This window comes from Bradyrhizobium sp. BRP23 (assembly GCF_020194135.1).
Classification (GTDB): domain Bacteria; phylum Pseudomonadota; class Alphaproteobacteria; order Rhizobiales; family Xanthobacteraceae; genus Bradyrhizobium; species Bradyrhizobium yuanmingense.
The window spans coordinates 177194-194035 of record NZ_JADYVW010000007.1 but is presented as its reverse complement, the minus strand read 5'-3'; the positions used below and the strand labels follow the sequence as shown (position 1 = coordinate 194035).

Below are 16842 nucleotides of genomic sequence, written 5' to 3'. Positions count from 1 at the left end.
GGGCTGAGGTGCGGATTACGATTTGCTAAGCCGCGCAGCCCTTTTGAGCGGGTCTTCCGGCTTGCCCCCTAATGCTTCAGCAATCTGCCCGAGCACGGTATCGCTTGCTGATGCGTCGCCGATGGCGCCGACATAACGGCGATTAGACCCGCACGCTCGGCCAGCTCCTCCTGCGTCATTTGTAGATCATGGCGTTTCCGACGCAGAGTCACAGCCATGATCTCTTGAGATCCATGGCGATATGGGAAACTGACCGGAACGATCGTTCTAGCAACGATCGTTTCTATTCGTGTCCGAACATGCTATCGATGTGACGACGCTACGTGCGCGACCGAGCTCGGCCGTGTGTCTACCCAAGGGCTATCCTGGATTCCAACGCGCATCGGAGACCATGGCGTAGCTTATAGGCGTTCTAAAAGCGGGTATGATGCAGGAGCGAGCCCCAGATCCAGACGTAGCTGACAGTGCGCCGAACGAGCCGACGTTGACGGCCTATAACGAACAGCATGTCGTCACGTACGTTCGCCTTCTGCACGGCCGGCGGTGAGGGGGCGGACTGGGGCGAAGTGGCTCAAGTGGTCCGACCGAGAGCCGGACCGTGCGCGGCGCGCATATCAGAGTCATCTTGCTCGTGCCAAATGGGTGACTGAGCAAGGGCGACTCTTACTCGGCGCCTGTCCGGCAAGAACCGCGTCCCCGATCGCGCTTAGAAGACCCACGAACTGCGTAATCGAACGATCCGCCTGGTGCAAGCCGGCCTCGCGTTGATGCGCGGTGGTCACCGCAAAAAATTCTGCGGCCCGGGCGCAGGGATGGGTAGCGTCGTTCCCAAGGCGTGCCGAAAACCGCTCCCTCCATATTCGGCATCCCCCTCCGAGAACCTGCTCCTCCATGATGGCCGCACACACGCTAGCGCCGCCATCCGTGGTGCGCTGTCATCCTGGAGTCCCCAAATGCCCGATCCGATGGCCGGTCTACCCCCGCGCTTCCTGCGTACCCCGGAGGCCGCGCGTTACCTCGGCCTCTCCGGTCGCACGCTGGAGAAGCACCGCACGTACGGCACCGGACCAACATATCGGAAGATTGGCGGACGTGTCGTCTACGCCGTCGATGACCTGAAAGCGTGGGCCGACCGCGGCGCCAAGACCTCGACATCCGATCCCGGCAAGGGGACCGTGCTGCCCGCCAAGAAGCATCCGGCCCTGCGTCCCTATGCAGGTCAGGAACGTCGCTGATAGCCGCGTGAGAGCAGTGACCATGCGGCGCAAACACCATTCCGAGCGCGGCCAGCTTGAGCTCTTTCGGGCGCTGCCCGGCGATCTCGCGCCGCGAGATGCGCAGGATCTGATGGCCTATCCGTTCTTCTCGCTCGCAAAAACGAAGCGGATTGTGCCGATCGATTTCCGCGCAGGTGCGATCTCAATTCGTGTCGAAGCTGTTCCGGAACACGGCATGGCGACCATTTGGGATGCAGACGTTCTGATCTGGGCCGCGTCTCAGATCGTCGAAGCCCGGGATGCGGGCCTGAAGACGTCGCGTCTGATGGCTGCAACGCCATACGAGATTCTAACGTTCGTTGGCCGCGGCACCAGCGCACGCGACTATCACCGTCTGAAGGCGGGCCTCGACAGACTTCAGTCAACGACGGTGCTGACGTCGATCCGCCAGCCGATGGAACGACGACGGCATCGCTTCTCCTGGATAAACGAGTGGAAGGAGACGGCGGATGCAAATGGCCGCCCATTCGGGCTCGAGCTGATCCTGCCGGATTGGTTCTATGCCGGCGTCATCGACGACGCGCTCGTGCTGACGATCGACCGCGCCTATTTCGAGCTCACCGGCGGACTTGAGCGGTGGCTTTATCGTCTTGTGCGCAAGCACGGCGGTCGGCAGGACGATGGCTGGAGCTTTGACCTTGCACACCTCCATGCCAAGTCCGGCATCCTCTCGCCGCTCAAGCACTTTGCTTACGACGTACGTCAGATCGTCCAGCGCCAGACATTGCCCGGTTATCAGCTCGTGCTCACACGGGATCTGAACGGCATCGAGCGGCTGAACTTCGCGCCAACGCCTGTTGATCCCCTGACGGCACGCTTGCGCCGGCGCGGTCTCATTCCAAATTCGGAGGACAACCTGTGAATCAGTTCGTGCTATCGAGGACCGCAACCCTCGTGCTATCGGGGACCCGATCCTCGTGCTATCGGGGACCGGAATCGACCTTAAAGGCTTGTTTCTCTGCGCTTTCCGGCCGCTCTAACTTTACTAACCAGAAATCCTTCGGATTTCTTCTAACGGACCAGGCCGCAAAGCGCTTGGGAGGTGGCCGGCAAAGCCGGCCCGTTCGCCCTGCTGGCCTTCACAAGCCGTACACGCACTTCCCGGCCGTCGAAGCGAACGGCTCCGAGGTCGAGCGTAGGGGAGCGGCGGTATGAGTGATCTTACCGAAGTAGAAGTGCTGTGGCTCGACAAGCGTATCGAAAACCGGATTCGGTTCGGTCGTGTCGTCAAGGAAAGGGAGCTTGAGCGCCATCGGCGCGTCCTGTCATTTGCGCCGGGCAGCATCTTTGCTTTCGCCCGATGGACCTCCAACGACTTTGGGGCAATCATTTCGCGGATCGACATCTTGCGCGCAGTCGCTCCGGGACAGCGCTGCTCGACCGTGCCGTATGTGAAGCCCGGCGGAGAGATTTTGCTGCGTCTGTCCGGCTGGCCGAAGGTCGAACGAGTGCTGCAAATGATCGATGCCGTTGAGGCACTCGGCATCGATCCTGCTGATGTCGCGCCCGATCATTGGCATCACGTTCATAACCGCCTGTCGGTTAACGAAAACCCGCGCCCGTATACGAAAGCGCGCCACCAGGCTTGGCTTCACCGTCAGAGGATCATGCGATGACGGGCCGCATGAAGACGCTGACCACCACGTTTGGTGTCGCTGCTGCGCTCATCGCGACGATCGTCCTGGAGCCGCTTCCGCTTTACATCTGGAACGCATCCGCAAGCGTGCCAATCGGTCTCTACCGCCTCCGACCGGCAGACCAATTCCAAGTCACTGATTTGGTCGCCGTGCAGCCGCCGGAGCCGCTCGCGACCTTCCTCGACTTGAACGGCTATTTACCCATCGGCGTCCCCATGCTGAAGCGCGTGCTCGCCCTTCCGGGGCAAAGTGTTTGCAGAACCGGCCTCGCGATTTCGGTCGACGATGTCGCGGTGGGCGAGGCGAAGGATCACGACAGACGGGGCAGGCCGCTGCCGAAATGGCAGGGCTGCCGCGTCGTTAGCGACGGCGAGCTGTTTCTGATGAACTGGCAGTCGGACGACTCTCTTGATGGCCGGTATTTTGGATTTCTTCCGGCGTCTAGCGTGATCGGCCGTGCGATGCCGGTATGGACGTGGGAGGAGTAATCATGCGTATTCGAGGTGTTCTCCTTGCCATTCCCTTGCTCGATCGATTGTGGGATCATTCCGTCGTCTCGATCGATGTCTGCAAGGCTGGCGCGAGCCCGACCGCGTCCTTTGGTCGGTTGGGCACGCGTGTTTGCGCTGTCGTGCCCCTGATGCTTCTTCTGACCGCCGGTGACAGTGCTGCTTTGGCCCAGAGCGGATCAGCCGCCCAGCCGGCGATCAGTCAGACCGCTCACTCATTTGCCGGTTTCATCAATGAAGCCTCACAACGCTTTGCGATTGCGCCGAACTGGATCCGATCAGTGCAAAGCGTCGAGAGTGCTGGTGACGTGCACGCCAGATCGCCAAAAGGCGCAATGGGCCTGATGCAAATCATGCCGGCGACCTGGGCGGAACTTCGCGAGCGCTACAATCTCGGGAACGACCCATACGACCCGCACGATAACATTCTGGCCGGTACGGCGTACTTACGCGAACTGCTCGATCGGTATGGCTCGCCTGGCGTGTTTGCCGCGTACAACGCGGGACCATCCCGCTATGAAGAGCATCTCGCAGGCGGCTCTTTGCCAGACGAGACGCGAGCATACGTCGCAAAGCTTCCAAATCTGCTAGCCATCGAACTGCCGCCGAGGTGGACGTCGACCCGACAGTCATCAGCAGCTGCGACGCTATTCGTCGCGCGAGCCAATCTCACGAAAACGAGCGATCGGTTGCCGGCGCTCATGCCATCCAGCGGTGTCACGACCGCAATCTCGGCGCCCGATGTTTCGCCCATGGTCCCCCGGCCAATCGGCGTGTTCGTCCCTCGATCGGATTCGGAAGTGTCGCAATGACCAAGTGTGTGGGTTCACAAGCTGGTGGCGTATGGGCGATGCCTTCGGCCCGCGCTCTACTCGTCGCTTCGCTCCTCACCGAGCCACCCTTCGGGTGTCTCGGCCCTTCGGGTAACGATCGCTATCGCAAGCGCTCGGAAGCAGTGGGGGCTCCGCGAGTTGGCTGGCAACTTGCGGCGGCCCTTTGGGGAACCGGCGACCGGGAGACCACGACGGCAGGACGGCGAGATAAAAGGGGCTCGCCGGTCGAACCGCAAGCCATTGGCATGGCATGGGTTCTGGCGTGCCGGTCGGTCGGGACGCGTGCCGCGCCGTGCATTTTGATGAATGCAATCAACGGCGTTTTCGGCACCGTGCATGCTTTTGATGCCTGGGAGGCCCTTCCGTGAGCGTGCGCGACAGCGACTTGCGCGTTCGGCCTGGGCGCATCCGCAGTACCCGCGCGCCGAAGCAAAAGAGCTTCATCAACCAGGTGCTGCGGGCGGCGAAGAGAGCGGGACACACCTCGGGCCAGGCCGCGGCTGGCAGGCGTTCTGCGGCCTATGGGCGCTCGACGTTTGGCCGCGGGCGCCTCGCCTTTAGCCGCGCCAGATTGTTCAGCCCAACGCGGCGCGTCGTGGTGAAGGCCCGCGTGGTTCGTCACAAAGGGAGAGCCTTCCGTTCAGCGCCAATGACGGCCCATCTTTCATATCTGAAGCGCGACGGCGTGACCCGGAGTGGTGAGCGGGCCGAGATGTTCGATGCTGGCAGCGATCGTGCCGATAGCGCGGCTTTCGCGGAGCGCTGTGAGGACGACCGGCATCATTTCAGGTTCATCGTCTCGCCGGAGGATGCGGGCGACATGACCGACCTGAAGGCCTTTACCCGCGATCTCGCCAAACAGATGGAGACGGATCTCGGGACGCGGATCGATTGGGTGGCCGTCGATCATTGGAATACCGACAACCCTCACGTCCATCTTCTCGTTCGGGGGATAGATGAGGAAGGGGCGGATCTCGTGATCTCCCGCGATTATATTAGCCGAGGTCTGCGCGCGCGCGCCGAGGAACTGGTCGCCATCGAACTGGGACCAAGACCAGAGCAGGAGATCCGCAATTCGCTGGAGAGGGAAGTCACAGCTGAACGGTGGACGCGGCTAGATCGGGAGATCCGGCTGGCGGCCGATGAGACCGGCACTATCGATCTTCGCCCCGAGAACCCGGGCAGCTCCGATCCTGAGATCCGGCGCCTGATGGTCGGTCGCCTTCAGCACCTTGAGAAGATGGGCCTTGCTGCCTCCGCCGCACCAGGCGAATGGATGGTCGGGCTTGAGGCCGAGCGTAGCTTGCGCGACCTCGGTATGCGCGGCGACATCATCAAGACCATGCACCGCGCCTTTACCGAGCGTGGAGAACCCCGCGGCGTTGCCGACTTCGTCATCGAGGGTGGACAGCCGACGGCCCAGATTATCGGACGCCTGGTCGACCGTGGACTGCATGACGAACTGACTGGCGAGGCCTACGCTCTGATCGACGGAACAGATGGACGCGCGCACCACGTGCGCTTCCGAGGGCTCGAGGCGTTCGAATATGCACCGCCCGTCGGCGGCATCGTCGAAGTCCGGAGTTTCGGTCCACCCGGCGATCCGCACCCCACCGTGGTGCTCGCGACCCGTTCCGATCTCGATCTTGGTGGTCAGGTCAAGGCAAGAGGGGCAACTTGGCTCGACCACAGGCTCGTCGAACGCAAGGCCATGCCGCTCGCCATGGGCGGCTTCGGCCGCGAGACACGCGACGCCATGGAAGCCCGTACCGAGCATCTGATCCAGGAAGGCCTGGCGCGGCGGCAGGGCCAACGCATCATATTGCAGCGCGACCTCTTGAACACTTTGCGCCGGCGTGAACTGGATGAGGTGGCCGCAAAAGTCTCGGCCGACACGCGCCTCCCTTACATGAAGCGTGACCCCGGGGAGCATGTGGCGGGCACATATCGCCAGCGGCTGACGCTCAGCTCAGGACGCTTCGCCATGATCGATAACGGGCTCGGCTTCCAGCTCGTGCCTTGGTCGCGCGAACTCGAAAAGAAACTCGGCCAACACGTCACCGGCGTCGTGAAGGACGGCGGTGGCATCGAATGGGGTTTTGGTCGGAAGCGCGACCTTGGCCTCTAGCAGTCTCTCCAATTCAGTTGCGGAAGGGCGTTCGGGATGTCCGGAACCAAAATCCTCTGGGGACAGGTGATCGTTGTCGGCCTGATCGTCTTGCTGGCCATCTGGGGAGCAACCGAGTGGACGGCCTGGCGGCTCGCCTGGCAACCGGAGCTTGGGCGGCCCTGGTTCGAACTGTGGGGCTTCAAGATTTACTACCCGCCAGTGTTCTTCTGGTGGTGGTTCGTTTACGATGCCTACGCGCCACAAATCTTTCTCGAGGGTGCCTTCATCGCGGCGTCGGGAACCTTTGTTTCGATCGCGGTGGCGATCGGCATGTCGGTGTGGCGCGCGCGTGAAGCCAAGAATGTCGAGACCTATGGTTCGGCGCGCTGGGCTGGTCTGGATGAGGTTCGAGCGGCCGGACTTCTCGGTCAGGATGGTGTGGTGCTCGGCAAGCTCGACCGGCACTACCTCCGCCACGACGGACCGGAGCACGTCTTGTGTTTTGCGCCCACTCGGTCCGGTAAGGGTGTTGGCCTAGTCGTTCCCTCGTTGCTGGCCTGGCCGGGCTCGGCCATCGTGCACGACATCAAAGGTGAGAACTGGCAACTGACGGCCGGCTTTCGCTCGCGACATGGCCGCGTCCTACTGTTCGACCCCACCAACCCAAAGTCCTCAGCCTACAATCCGCTGCTCGAGGTCCGGCGCGGCGAATGGGAAGTTCGCGATGTCCAGAACGTGGCCGACGTTCTCGTAGACCCCGAAGGATCGCTCGACAAGCGGAACCATTGGGAGAAGACGAGCCATTCGCTCCTGGTCGGCGCCATCCTCCATGTTCTCTACGCGGAGGTGGACAAGACCCTAGCCGGCGTCGCCTCCTTTCTGTCCGACCCGAAGCGGCCGATCGAGGCAACGTTGAAGGCCATGATGACCACGACGCACCTTGGCGAGCAGGGTGCGCATCCAGTGGTCGCCTCGACCGCGCGCGAGCTGCTCAACAAGTCGGAGAATGAACGTTCTGGCGTCCTATCCACCGCGATGTCGTTTCTCGGGCTGTACCGCGATCCTGTCGTGGCCCAAGCAACCCGCCGCTGCGATTGGCGGATTGCCGATCTGATCGCAGATAGCCGTCCCACGACGCTTTATCTCGTGGTGCCGCCCTCCGATATCTCGCGGACCAAGCCGCTGATCCGCCTGGTGCTGAACCAGATCGGCCGGCGCCTGACCGAAGATTTGCACGCCCGCGACCGCCGGCATCGAGTCCTGATGATGCTTGACGAGTTCCCGGCACTCGGTCGGCTTGATTTTTTCGAGTCCGCGCTCGCCTTCATGGCGGGATACGGCATCAAGAGTTTCTTGATTGCGCAGTCGCTCAATCAAATTGAGAAGGCCTACGGGCCTAACAACGCGATCCTCGATAACTGCCACGTCCGGGTCAGCTTCGCGACTAATGATGAGCGGACCGCCAAGCGGGTCTCCGACGCGCTAGGCACGGCGACCGAGATGCGCGCGATGAAGAACTACGCCGGGCACAGGTTGAACCCATGGCTTGGGCACCTGATGGTCTCACGGCAGGAAACTGCGAGGCCGCTGCTGACCCCAGGCGAAGTCATGCAGCTTCCGCCGGCAGACGAGATCGTCATGGTGGCAGGGACGGCGCCGATCCGGGCGAACAAGGTCCGCTACTACGAGGATCGGCGATTCACCGAGCGGGTTCTGCCGCCGCCCGGTCCTGGGACAGCCGGCCGATCATCGCGAACGGACGGATGGTCAGCGCTCCAAGTGCTGAAACCAACTGGAGGTCCAACTGCCAAAGCTGCGGAGGCCGAGGAAGACACAGCAAACAGCGGGCTCCGTCGTGAGCCCGAACTCCCCGATCACGTCGCGATCGCCAAGGAGACGACCGAACTAACGCCGGCAGAGGAATTCGCCGCCGTTCTTGATGATGACGAGGACACGGTCCGGCAGTCCCGGGTTATACGCCAACAGCTCCGTGGTGTCGCCCGTCAAGTCGCCATGGACCCTAATGACGGTATGGAGCTCTGAGCAGTATGCGCGACCGGATGAACGTCTATTTTCCGCCAGAGCTTCTGAAACAGATCTCGGAACTCGCCGATCGCAAGAAGCTTTCCAGGTCCGCGATCGTAGAAGCGGCTGTCGCTTCATTTTTGTCACCGGACGGCGCGGACAGACGGGAGGCGGCGTTTACCCGGCGCCTGGATCGGTTGTCGCGTCAGATGCAGAGGCTCGAGCGTGACGTTGGTTTGGCGGCTGAGACCTTGGCTCTCTTCATCCGTTTCTGGCTGACGATCACGCCACCGTTGCCCAACGACGCGCAGGCGGCCGCGCAAGTAAAGGGAAGGGAGCGCTTTGAAGGATTTGTCGAGGCGCTAGGGCGCCGTTTGCAAAAGGGGCAAAGCTTTCTGCGCGAGATTCCGGAAGATATTCGCCGTCAGGAACCGGTCGAAGAAGCTTAATTGAATCATGGAGAAAGACCGTTTCGCCGTTCCCTTCTTTTTGTTCGCTAACTTACGCCCGCAGTGATTTAGCTGAACTGACGAAAAGCTGGTCACGCTATCGGCTTGCACCAGCTGACAGCAAGAGGGGCCAGCATGCAGATTTCCGGGGCATGGCGCCTCACCGCGCGCGTATTTCTCCCGTTTGCGGTCGGATACTATCTTTCGTATCTGTATCGTACGATCAACGCTTTGATCGCCAGTCGTCTCAGCTCGGATACCGGGCTTGGGACTGCCGACCTCGGGTTGCTTACGTCGGTCTATTTCCTTGTTTTCGCGGCGGCCCAGATCCCCGTCGGCATATCGTTGGACCGCTTTGGTCCTCGCCGCGTACAGAGTGTTTTGCTCTTGCTCGCAGCAGTGGGCGCTTGGCTGTTTGCGGTATCGACCGGCTTCCTGTCACTTTTGATCGCACGTGCAATGATCGGGCTCGGCCTCGCGGCGGCGCTGACGGCTGGACTGAAATCCATGATCCTTTGGTTCCCCAGGGAACGCGTTGCCTTGCTGAACGGCTATATGGTCATGCTGGGCTCGCTAGGAGCGGTGACCGCTACGGCTCCCGTCGAACATCTGCTGGCTTGGATGGGCTGGCGGCAACTCTTTGAGGTCTTGGCGGCGGCCACCGGTGTGACGGCCGCTCTCATCTATGTCGTGGTACCCGAACGAGGCATTGTCTCGTCTATGGCGTCAACCCCCGCGACCCTTAGCTCCGTTTTCGGCGATTGCCGCTTTTGGCGAATGGCCCCGTTGTCGGCGACTTGCATTGGATCGGCCTGGTCCCTGCAGGGATTGTGGGCATCGCTATGGCTGGCCGACGTGGAGGGGCTTGATCGCGCAAGTCTCGTCAGACAGCTTTTCATGATGTCGATCGTACTTAGCGGTGGCGCTTGGTTATTCGGTATGACGGTCCATTGCATCAAACGAAGGGGAATTGGGGCGGAAACAGTATTGGCGCTGGTTGCAGCGCTATTTATCGCAGCTGAGTTTGCTTTGATCTTGCGAGCGCCTCTGCCATCCGTCTTGCCCTGGTCCGTTGTCGCAATTGTCGGAACGGCAACCGTGGTGAGCTTCGCGGTGATACTGGATTACTTTCCGCCGGAGCTTGCCGGTCGTGCGAACGGCGCCTTGAACGTTTTGCACTTTGGTTGGGCCTTTCTGGCACAATACGCGACAGGTCTTATCCTGGAGCAATGGTCTGCGAATGATGGCCGTAGGCCCGTCCAAGCTTATCAAGTCGCGTTCGGTCTCTACATAGCACTGCAGATCGCAGCGTTGGTCTGGTTCGCGCTGCCTTGGCGCCGATCCGTCGCTTCATGGATAAGTTCAATCGTCTTCTTCGAGCCGACCGATGTTTCCTACGCTGTCGAGACAGTTCGGCTCTATGAGGACTCGGTCATCCTCCTGCCAGCGGATGATGATGCGGAGTGGTGAGCAGCAATTCGCGGCGAGCGGATAAGATTAAGTAGCCGTCAAATATCGGTTTCTCAGTCTTTCTTTTTCTACGCCAGCCTACGATCACCGAAAGCGCTTGTTGCGCCAAGTCCATTGGTGCCTTTTCTAATCCTCCCCATATGAGGGAGTCTGAGGACGCTCTCATTCGGTGGGGGCGAACAGTGGCAATCCATTCCATTCAATCCGAAGCGAGCTCACGCGGTGCGCGAATGCTGCGTAGCGCGCTTGGCTCCGCGATTGCCGGCTACCTCGAAGACGAAGCGATCGTCGAGGTGATGCTCAACCCAGATGGGCGGCTGTGGATCGATCGGTTGTCGGATGGTCTGATCGACACAGGCGAAACTCTGTCCGCGGCGGATGGCGAACGCATTGTTCGCCTGGTAGCGCATCACGTGGGTGCCGAGGTGCATGCCGGTTCGCCACGGGTCTCGGCCGAATTGCCAGGGACCGGCGAGCGCTTCGAAGGTCTCTTGCCTCCGGTCGTTGCAGCACCGGCCTTTGCTATCCGCAAGCCCGCCGTCGCCGTGTTTACGCTTGACGACTACGTCGCCAGGGGGATCATGACCTCGGAGCAGGCCAAGATCCTGAGAGGCGCGGTCGACGCAAGGAAGAACATCCTCGTCGCCGGTGGGACATCGACCGGCAAGACAACGCTGACGAATGCCCTCTTGGCCGAGGTAGCAAAGAGCGCCGATCGGGTCGTTCTGATCGAAGACACGCGCGAACTCCAATGCAAAGCGCCCAATCTCGTGGCGCTGCGGACCAAAGATGGCGTGGCTACGCTATCCGATCTCGTTCGGTCCTCGCTGCGACTGCGTCCTGATCGTATTCCGGTTGGCGAGGTCCGCGGTGCGGAAGCACTCGATCTGCTCAAGGCCTGGGGCACCGGTCATCCCGGTGGCATCGGCACTATTCATGCGGGCACCGCGCTCGGCGCACTGCGGCGGCTCGAGCAGCTCATCCAGGAAGCCGTCATCACGGTTCCGCGGGCCCTGATCGCCGAGACCATCAACGTTATCGCCGTGCTGGCGGGGCGCGGCGCCGGCCGTCGCCTCGCCGAGCTTGCCCTCGTCACCGGGCTAGGGGCCGCCGGCGACTACGACCTTTCATCAGCAGGAGACTGACATGCGTCAGCAATTTCGCTTTCTTCGAGGTGCATCGTTGGCCGCCTTCGGCACGGTGGTCTTGGCAGTTCAGCCAGCATGGGCGGCTGGCTCGAACATGCCCTGGGAGCAGCCACTCAACCAGATCTTGCAGTCGGTCGAGGGACCGGTCGCCAAGATCATCGCCGTCATCATCATCGTGGTGACCGGTCTCACGCTCGCGTTTGGGGACTCGTCGGGTGGTTTCCGCAGGTTGATTCAGATCGTGTTCGGTCTGTCGATCGCGTTTGCCGCCTCGAGCTTCTTCCTTTCGTTCTTCTCCTTCGGCGGCGGCGTGGTTATCTGATGGATGAACCCCTCACAGGCTTTGCCGTGCCCGTTCACCGCGCGCTCACTGAGCCAATCCTGATGGGCGGCGCGCCGCGATCAGTTGCAATCGTGAACGGCACGCTTGCGGCAGCCCTTGGGCTCGGACTTCGGCTGTGGATCGCGGGACTTGTCCTCTGGTTCATCGGCCACATGGCCGCCGTCTGGGCCGCCAAGCGCGACCCCGCATTCGTCGATGTGGTGCGCCGACATCTGCGCATTCCCAGTCATCTCAATCTTTGAGTTATCGGTCATGTTGAACCTTGCCGAATATCGTCATTCCAGCGCGCGCCTCGCCGACTTCCTGCCCTGGGCAGCCCTCGTCGACGAGGGAATCATCCTGAACAAGGACGGCTCGTTCCAACGGACAGCAAAGTTCCGGGGGCCTGACCTCGACAGCGCGGTGCCGGCTGAGCTTGTAGCCGTCGCCAGCCGTCTGAACAACGCCGTGCGTCGCCTGGGATCGGGCTGCGCCGTGTTCGTTGAGGCGCAGCGTCACTTTGCGGGGGCGTACCCGCCTAACGTCTTTCCCGACATCGCGTCAGCGCTGGTCGATGCGGAACGAAGGGCTCAGTTCGAAGAGGCGAGTGCCCACTACGAGTCCAGCTACTTCTTGACCTTCCTCTATCTGCCACCCGAGGAGGGAGCCGCCAGGGCAGAGCGCCTGCTCTATGAGGGACGCGATCGGACTGTGGGAGCAGACGCCCGCGAGGTGCTCCGCGGATTTATCGACCAAACCAACCGTGTGCTGCAGCTCGTTGAAGGATTTATGCCGGAATGCGCGTGGCTCGATGATCAGGACACGCTGACCTACCTGCACTCGACGATCTCGACCAAGCGTCACCGCGTTCGCGTGCCTGAAATTCCGATGTACATCGACGCGCTGTTGTCCGACCAGCCGCTGACCGGCGGGCTAGAGCCGATGTTGGGCTCAGCCAATATTCGGGTCTTGACGATTGTCGGCTTTCCGGGTGCGACGACCCCGGGTATCCTGGACGATCTGAATCGTCTGGCATTCTCGTATCGTTGGTCGACGCGCGCAATCATGCTCGACAAGACCGACGCCACCAAACTGCTGACCAAGATTCGGCGGCAGTGGTTTGCCAAACGAAAGTCGATTGGCGCCATTCTCAAGGAGGTCATGACGAACGAGGCGTCGACGCTGCTCGATACCGACGCCCACAACAAGGCGCTTGATGCCGACGCAGCGTTGCAGGAACTGGGGTCGGATCAGATCGGACAAGCCTTTGTTACGGCGACCATCACTGTCTGGGACCGCGATCCCAACACTGCCGATGAAAAGCTGAGGCTGGTCGAGAAGGTCATACAGGGCCGTGATTTCACCTGCATAATCGAGACCGTGAACGCCGTCGAAGCCTGGCTCGGCAGTCTGCCCGGGCACGTCTACGCCAATGTGCGGCAGCCTCCGATTTCGACCCTCAACCTCGCCCATATGATTCCGATGTCGGCTGTTTGGGCCGGCGAGGCGAGGGATCTGCACTTCAAGGGTCCGCCGCTTCTGTTCGGCAAGACCGAGGGATCGACGCCCTTCCGGTTCTCGCTCCACGTCGGCGATGTCGGCCATACGCTAGTAGTGGGACCGACTGGAGCCGGCAAGTCGGTCCTGCTGGCCCTGATGGCGCTACAGTTCCGTCGTTACCCGAATTCGCAGGTCTTTGCCTTCGATTTCGGCGGTTCGATCCGGGCGGCCGCGATCGCCATGGGTGGCGACTGGCATGATCTCGGCGGTGCATTGTCTGACGGGGACGAAAACCCAGTCGCGCTGCAACCTTTGGCCTGGATCGATGATCCTTCCGAGCGAGGGTGGGCGACGGAATGGATCGGCGCGATCCTGGCACGGGAAAAGATCGAGATCACCCCTGAGGTCAAGGATCATCTGTGGTCGGCGCTAACATCTCTCGCTTCGGCGCCGAGGGAGGAACGCACCCTCACGGGCCTGTCAGTCCTTCTTCAATTGAACTCCCTGAAGCGCGCCCTGCAACCATACTGCCTGGGCGGAGCTTCCGGGCGCTTGCTCGATGCCGAATTCGAAGATCTCGGCGAGGCGTCGGTCCAGGCGTTTGAGACCGAAGGCTTGATCGGAACGAGTGCTGCGCCGACCGTGCTGGCGTATCTCTTCCATCGCATCGGGGACCGCCTCGACGGTCGGCCTACACTACTTATTGTCGATGAAGGCTGGCTTGCCCTCGATGACGAAGATTTTGCCGGCCAGCTCCGGGAATGGCTGAAGACGCTTCGCAAGAAGAATGCGTCCGTTATCTTTGCCACCCAATCGCTTTCGGATATTGACGGGTCCGCAATCGCGCCGGCGATCATCGAAAGCTGCCCAACGCGGCTGTTGCTGCCGAACGAGCGGGCGATCGAGCCGCAAATCACAGCGATCTATCGCCGCTTTGGCCTCAATGACCGCCAGATCGAGCTTCTGAGCCGCGCTACGCCCAAGCGCGACTACTACTGCCAATCTCGCCGCGGCAACCGGATGTTCGAACTTGGCCTTGGCGAGGTCGCTCTGGCCTTTACCGCAGCCTCTTCCAAGACAGACCAGGCAGCCATCTCGCAACTCCTCGCCGAACATGGACCTGACGGCTTCGTGCCGGCCTGGCTACAGCACCGTGGCGTCGCCTGGGCCCTCGACCTGATCCCCAACCTCGTCAATCTGGAGAAATCGCTATGAGGCGTCTTGGCCTATTGGCGGCCGCTGGCATGGTCGCGCTGATGCTCGACCTCAGGGTGCCCGCGCGGGCGCAGTGGATCGTCTTCGATCCCAACAACTACGTCCAGAGCGTCCTGACTGCCGCCCGTGAGCTGCAGCAGATCAACAACCAGATCACCTCGTTGCAGAACGAGGCGCAGATGCTGATCAATCAGGCAAAGAATCTGGCAAACCTGCCGTATTCATCCCTGCGCCAACTGCAATCCTCGATCCAGCGGACCCAGCAATTGCTGGCCCAGGCCCAGCGGATCGCCTACGACGTCGATCAGATCGATCGCGCGTTCTCGACCAGCTACGCGCCAGCGACCAGCAGCCAATCGAACCAGTTACTGATCTCCAATGCTCAATCGCGTTGGCAGAATTCCTATGCCGCAACGCAAGACGCGCTTCGCGTCCAGGCCGGCATCGTTGGCAATCTCGACACCAACCGTGTCCAGACCTCCGCGCTCGTCATGTCTAGCCAGGGCGCAAGCGGCGCTCTGCAGGCAACACAAGCTGGTAACCAGATTCTCGCGCTTAACGCGCAGCAGCTCGCCGACCTCACCGCTGTCGTGACGGCGCAGGGCAGGGCGCAAAGCCTTGAAGCAGCGCAACGCGCCTCGGCCCAGGACCAGGGCCGCGAGCAGCTTCGACGGTTTCTTACGCCAGGGCAGGGTTATCAATCATCCAGCGTGCAGATGTTCCACTGATGACGGACATTCGGGCATTCAAGGCGTTGTCGCTGCTGACGACAATCGGCGTTTTGGTGGTCACAGCCTGCACGATTCAGCTTCGCGGTAGTGACGAGTCGCCCGCGCTGCCGAAGACGGAGCGGACGACAGATGGAGCCAACCCTGATCTCGCACGCTGCCGCAGCGTCACTGCTGAGGAAACAGCAGGTTATCGGCATTGCCAGCAGATTTGGGCCGAAAACCGGCGCCGCTTCTTGGGCAGGAAGAACGTTCCCGCAGATCCTGGCCAAGACGATTCCACCGCAGGCTTGGCGTCCGCCCGAAAGGATCAGAGCCGGATCCCGCAAGGTTATCCGGGACCGGCGATGCCTGAGGCGAGCAAGCCATGACTGGTACGGGGATCATTGACCAGTTCCTTGAAACGTTCACGCGATATATTGACAACGGTTTTGGGCTGCTCGGCAGCGATGTCGGATATCTCGCAACGACCCTTGCTGCGATCGACATCACGCTCGCCGCGTTGTTCTGGAGTTGGGGGCCGGACGAAGACATTATCGCGCGCCTCGTCAAGAAAACGCTCTTCGTAGGCGTCTTTGCCTACCTGATCGGCAACTGGAACAGCTTGGCGCGCACCGTCTTCGAGAGTTTCGCCGGTCTTGGACTGAAAGCATCGGGCGCAAGCCTCTCCGCGGCAGATTTCCTGCGACCGGGAAAGATCGCCCAAGTCGGCCTCGATGCCGGTCGACCATTGCTTGATTCGATCTCCAACCTGATGGGCTACATCAGCTTCTTCGAGAATTTCGTCCAGATCGTCGTTCTCCTATTCGCCTGGATTGTGGTGCTGCTCGCCTTCTTCATTCTGGCGATCCAGCTCTTTGTCACCCTGATCGAATTCAAGCTCACGACGCTGGCCGGCTTCGTGCTCATTCCCTTTGGCTTGTTTGGCAAGACTGCCTTCGCGGCGGAGCGCGTTCTGGGCAACGTCATATCTTCCGGCATCAAGATCCTGGTCCTGGCCGTCATCGTCGGCATCGGCTCCACCCTGTTCTCGCAGTTCACCGCAGGTTTCGGCGGTGCACAGCCGACCATCGAAGACGCGATGACACTGGTGCTCGCGGCGCTTTCCTTGCTGGGCCTCGGCATCTTCGGTCCGGGTATCGCAAACGGCCTAGTGTCGGGCGGACCTCAACTTGGCGCCGGCGCCGCGATTGGAACAGGCCTTGCTGCTGGCGGCATTGTTGCAGCTGGCGCGGGACTTGCCGCTGGCGGTGCCGGTCTCGCTGGCGGTGCGGTTGCAGGCGCCGCGCGCGGTGGCGGCGCTGTCATAAGCGGAGCAACAGCCGCCTATCGAAGCGGCGGCCTTGCCGGCGTCGCGGAGGCTGGCGCTTCGGCTGCGTGGAGTCCATTGCGCCGGGCAGCGGCTACCTTCGGAGGTAGCCAAGCGGGCGACCAGGGCGCGAGCGCTCCGGCCGACGGGCAGCCTGATTGGGCTCGCCGCATGAAGCGTGCTCAGATCATTCAGCACGGTGCCTCGGCTGCTGGCCACGCCGTCCGCTCGGGCGATCATGGTGGCAGCGGCTCTTCCGTCGATTTGTCCGAAGGAGAACGCTGAGACGCACCACTACACCTCCGCCGCA

Annotated in this window: 16 protein-coding genes and 2 pseudogenes; 17 read left to right on the top strand and 1 reads right to left on the bottom strand. The window is 61.6% G+C overall.

Features of this window, described 5'->3' with window-relative positions; translation table 11 throughout:
* Positions 1-15: 15 nt before the first annotated feature.
* Positions 16-218 (bottom strand): annotated as a pseudogene (locus I6F24_RS20780) (helix-turn-helix transcriptional regulator).
* 209 nt (positions 219-427) lie between these two features.
* Here I6F24_RS20780 and I6F24_RS20775 point away from each other — a divergent pair.
* The 17 genes and pseudogenes from I6F24_RS20775 to trbL all read left to right on the top strand — a co-directional run.
* Positions 428-657, top strand: a pseudogene (locus I6F24_RS20775) (DUF2285 domain-containing protein); the annotation flags it as partial.
* Positions 658-953: 296 nt separating this feature from the next.
* The gene (locus I6F24_RS20770) at positions 954-1235 is read left to right on the top strand and encodes a helix-turn-helix domain-containing protein (RefSeq protein ID WP_008561544.1); all 282 of its coding nucleotides are present in this window, start codon (positions 954-956) and stop codon (positions 1233-1235) included.
* A 22-nt stretch (positions 1236-1257) separates the two neighbouring features.
* Positions 1258-2139, top strand: a complete 882-nt coding sequence (locus tag I6F24_RS20765; RefSeq protein WP_225128623.1) for a replication initiator protein A — start codon at positions 1258-1260, stop codon at positions 2137-2139.
* 289 nt (positions 2140-2428) lie between these two features.
* On the top strand, positions 2429-2893 hold the full coding sequence (locus I6F24_RS20760; RefSeq protein ID WP_225128622.1) for a DUF2840 domain-containing protein: 465 nt from the start codon (positions 2429-2431) through the stop codon (positions 2891-2893).
* Positions 2890-3402: a S26 family signal peptidase gene (locus tag I6F24_RS20755; protein ID WP_225128621.1), complete on the top strand. Its 513-nt coding sequence runs from the start codon at positions 2890-2892 to the stop codon at positions 3400-3402. Before I6F24_RS20760 ends, I6F24_RS20755 begins: the two co-directional genes overlap by 4 nt.
* A gap of 2 nt (positions 3403-3404) precedes the next feature.
* Positions 3405-4235 (top strand): lytic transglycosylase domain-containing protein, encoded by an 831-nt coding sequence (locus tag I6F24_RS20750; protein WP_225128620.1) that lies wholly within the window; start codon positions 3405-3407, stop codon positions 4233-4235.
* 385 nt (positions 4236-4620) lie between these two features.
* On the top strand, positions 4621-6384 hold the full coding sequence (locus I6F24_RS20745; protein ID WP_225128619.1) for a DUF3363 domain-containing protein: 1764 nt from the start codon (positions 4621-4623) through the stop codon (positions 6382-6384).
* Between the two features lie 36 nt (positions 6385-6420).
* Positions 6421-8409, top strand: a complete 1989-nt coding sequence (locus tag I6F24_RS20740) for a conjugal transfer protein TraG (protein ID WP_225128618.1) — start codon at positions 6421-6423, stop codon at positions 8407-8409.
* A 5-nt stretch (positions 8410-8414) separates the two neighbouring features.
* The gene (locus I6F24_RS20735) at positions 8415-8840 is read left to right on the top strand and encodes a CopG family transcriptional regulator (protein WP_225128617.1); all 426 of its coding nucleotides are present in this window, start codon (positions 8415-8417) and stop codon (positions 8838-8840) included.
* A gap of 135 nt (positions 8841-8975) precedes the next feature.
* Entirely contained in the window at positions 8976-10310 is a 1335-nt protein-coding gene (locus I6F24_RS20730; protein WP_225128616.1) for an MFS transporter, read from the top strand.
* A gap of 230 nt (positions 10311-10540) precedes the next feature.
* Positions 10541-11455: a P-type conjugative transfer ATPase TrbB gene (gene trbB, locus I6F24_RS20725; protein ID WP_225128792.1), complete on the top strand. Its 915-nt coding sequence runs from the start codon at positions 10541-10543 to the stop codon at positions 11453-11455.
* A gap of 1 nt (position 11456) precedes the next feature.
* The gene (locus I6F24_RS20720; RefSeq protein ID WP_225128615.1) at positions 11457-11780 is read left to right on the top strand and encodes a TrbC/VirB2 family protein; all 324 of its coding nucleotides are present in this window, start codon (positions 11457-11459) and stop codon (positions 11778-11780) included.
* The gene (locus tag I6F24_RS20715; protein ID WP_225128614.1) at positions 11780-12043 is read left to right on the top strand and encodes a VirB3 family type IV secretion system protein; all 264 of its coding nucleotides are present in this window, start codon (positions 11780-11782) and stop codon (positions 12041-12043) included. Before I6F24_RS20720 ends, I6F24_RS20715 begins: the two co-directional genes overlap by 1 nt.
* Before the next feature lie 10 nt (positions 12044-12053).
* Positions 12054-14495, top strand: a complete 2442-nt coding sequence (gene trbE / locus I6F24_RS20710) for a conjugal transfer protein TrbE (RefSeq protein WP_225128613.1) — start codon at positions 12054-12056, stop codon at positions 14493-14495.
* Positions 14492-15223: a P-type conjugative transfer protein TrbJ gene (gene trbJ, locus I6F24_RS20705; protein WP_225128611.1), complete on the top strand. Its 732-nt coding sequence runs from the start codon at positions 14492-14494 to the stop codon at positions 15221-15223. The genes trbE and trbJ overlap by 4 nt, the downstream gene beginning before the upstream one ends.
* A complete protein-coding gene (gene trbK-alt / locus I6F24_RS20700) occupies positions 15223-15594 on the top strand; it encodes a putative entry exclusion protein TrbK-alt (protein WP_225128609.1) in 372 nt (123 codons plus the stop codon). Before trbJ ends, trbK-alt begins: the two co-directional genes overlap by 1 nt.
* Positions 15591-16817, top strand: a complete 1227-nt coding sequence (gene trbL, locus I6F24_RS20695) for a P-type conjugative transfer protein TrbL (protein ID WP_225128607.1) — start codon at positions 15591-15593, stop codon at positions 16815-16817. The genes trbK-alt and trbL overlap by 4 nt, the downstream gene beginning before the upstream one ends.
* The last annotated feature ends 25 nt before the right edge of the window (positions 16818-16842 follow it).

Excerpts from the sequence above, each read along its gene's own strand:
- I6F24_RS20770 (WP_008561544.1), top strand. The coding sequence starts at position 954 with ATGCCCGATCCGATGGCCGGTCTACCCCCGCGCTTCCTGCGTACCCCG.
- I6F24_RS20765 (WP_225128623.1), top strand. The coding sequence starts at position 1,258 with ATGCGGCGCAAACACCATTCCGAGCGCGGCCAGCTTGAGCTCTTTCGG.
- I6F24_RS20760 (WP_225128622.1), top strand. The coding sequence starts at position 2,429 with ATGAGTGATCTTACCGAAGTAGAAGTGCTGTGGCTCGACAAGCGTATC.
- I6F24_RS20755 (WP_225128621.1), top strand. The coding sequence starts at position 2,890 with ATGACGGGCCGCATGAAGACGCTGACCACCACGTTTGGTGTCGCTGCT.
- I6F24_RS20750 (WP_225128620.1), top strand. The coding sequence starts at position 3,405 with ATGCGTATTCGAGGTGTTCTCCTTGCCATTCCCTTGCTCGATCGATTG.
- I6F24_RS20740 (WP_225128618.1), top strand. The coding sequence starts at position 6,421 with ATGTCCGGAACCAAAATCCTCTGGGGACAGGTGATCGTTGTCGGCCTG.
- I6F24_RS20735 (WP_225128617.1), top strand. The coding sequence starts at position 8,415 with ATGCGCGACCGGATGAACGTCTATTTTCCGCCAGAGCTTCTGAAACAG.
- I6F24_RS20730 (WP_225128616.1), top strand. The coding sequence starts at position 8,976 with ATGCAGATTTCCGGGGCATGGCGCCTCACCGCGCGCGTATTTCTCCCG.
- trbB (WP_225128792.1), top strand. The coding sequence starts at position 10,541 with ATGCTGCGTAGCGCGCTTGGCTCCGCGATTGCCGGCTACCTCGAAGAC.
- I6F24_RS20720 (WP_225128615.1), top strand. The coding sequence starts at position 11,457 with ATGCGTCAGCAATTTCGCTTTCTTCGAGGTGCATCGTTGGCCGCCTTC.
- I6F24_RS20715 (WP_225128614.1), top strand. The coding sequence starts at position 11,780 with ATGGATGAACCCCTCACAGGCTTTGCCGTGCCCGTTCACCGCGCGCTC.
- trbE (WP_225128613.1), top strand. The coding sequence starts at position 12,054 with ATGTTGAACCTTGCCGAATATCGTCATTCCAGCGCGCGCCTCGCCGAC.
- trbJ (WP_225128611.1), top strand. The coding sequence starts at position 14,492 with ATGAGGCGTCTTGGCCTATTGGCGGCCGCTGGCATGGTCGCGCTGATG.
- trbK-alt (WP_225128609.1), top strand. The coding sequence starts at position 15,223 with ATGACGGACATTCGGGCATTCAAGGCGTTGTCGCTGCTGACGACAATC.
- trbL (WP_225128607.1), top strand. The coding sequence starts at position 15,591 with ATGACTGGTACGGGGATCATTGACCAGTTCCTTGAAACGTTCACGCGA.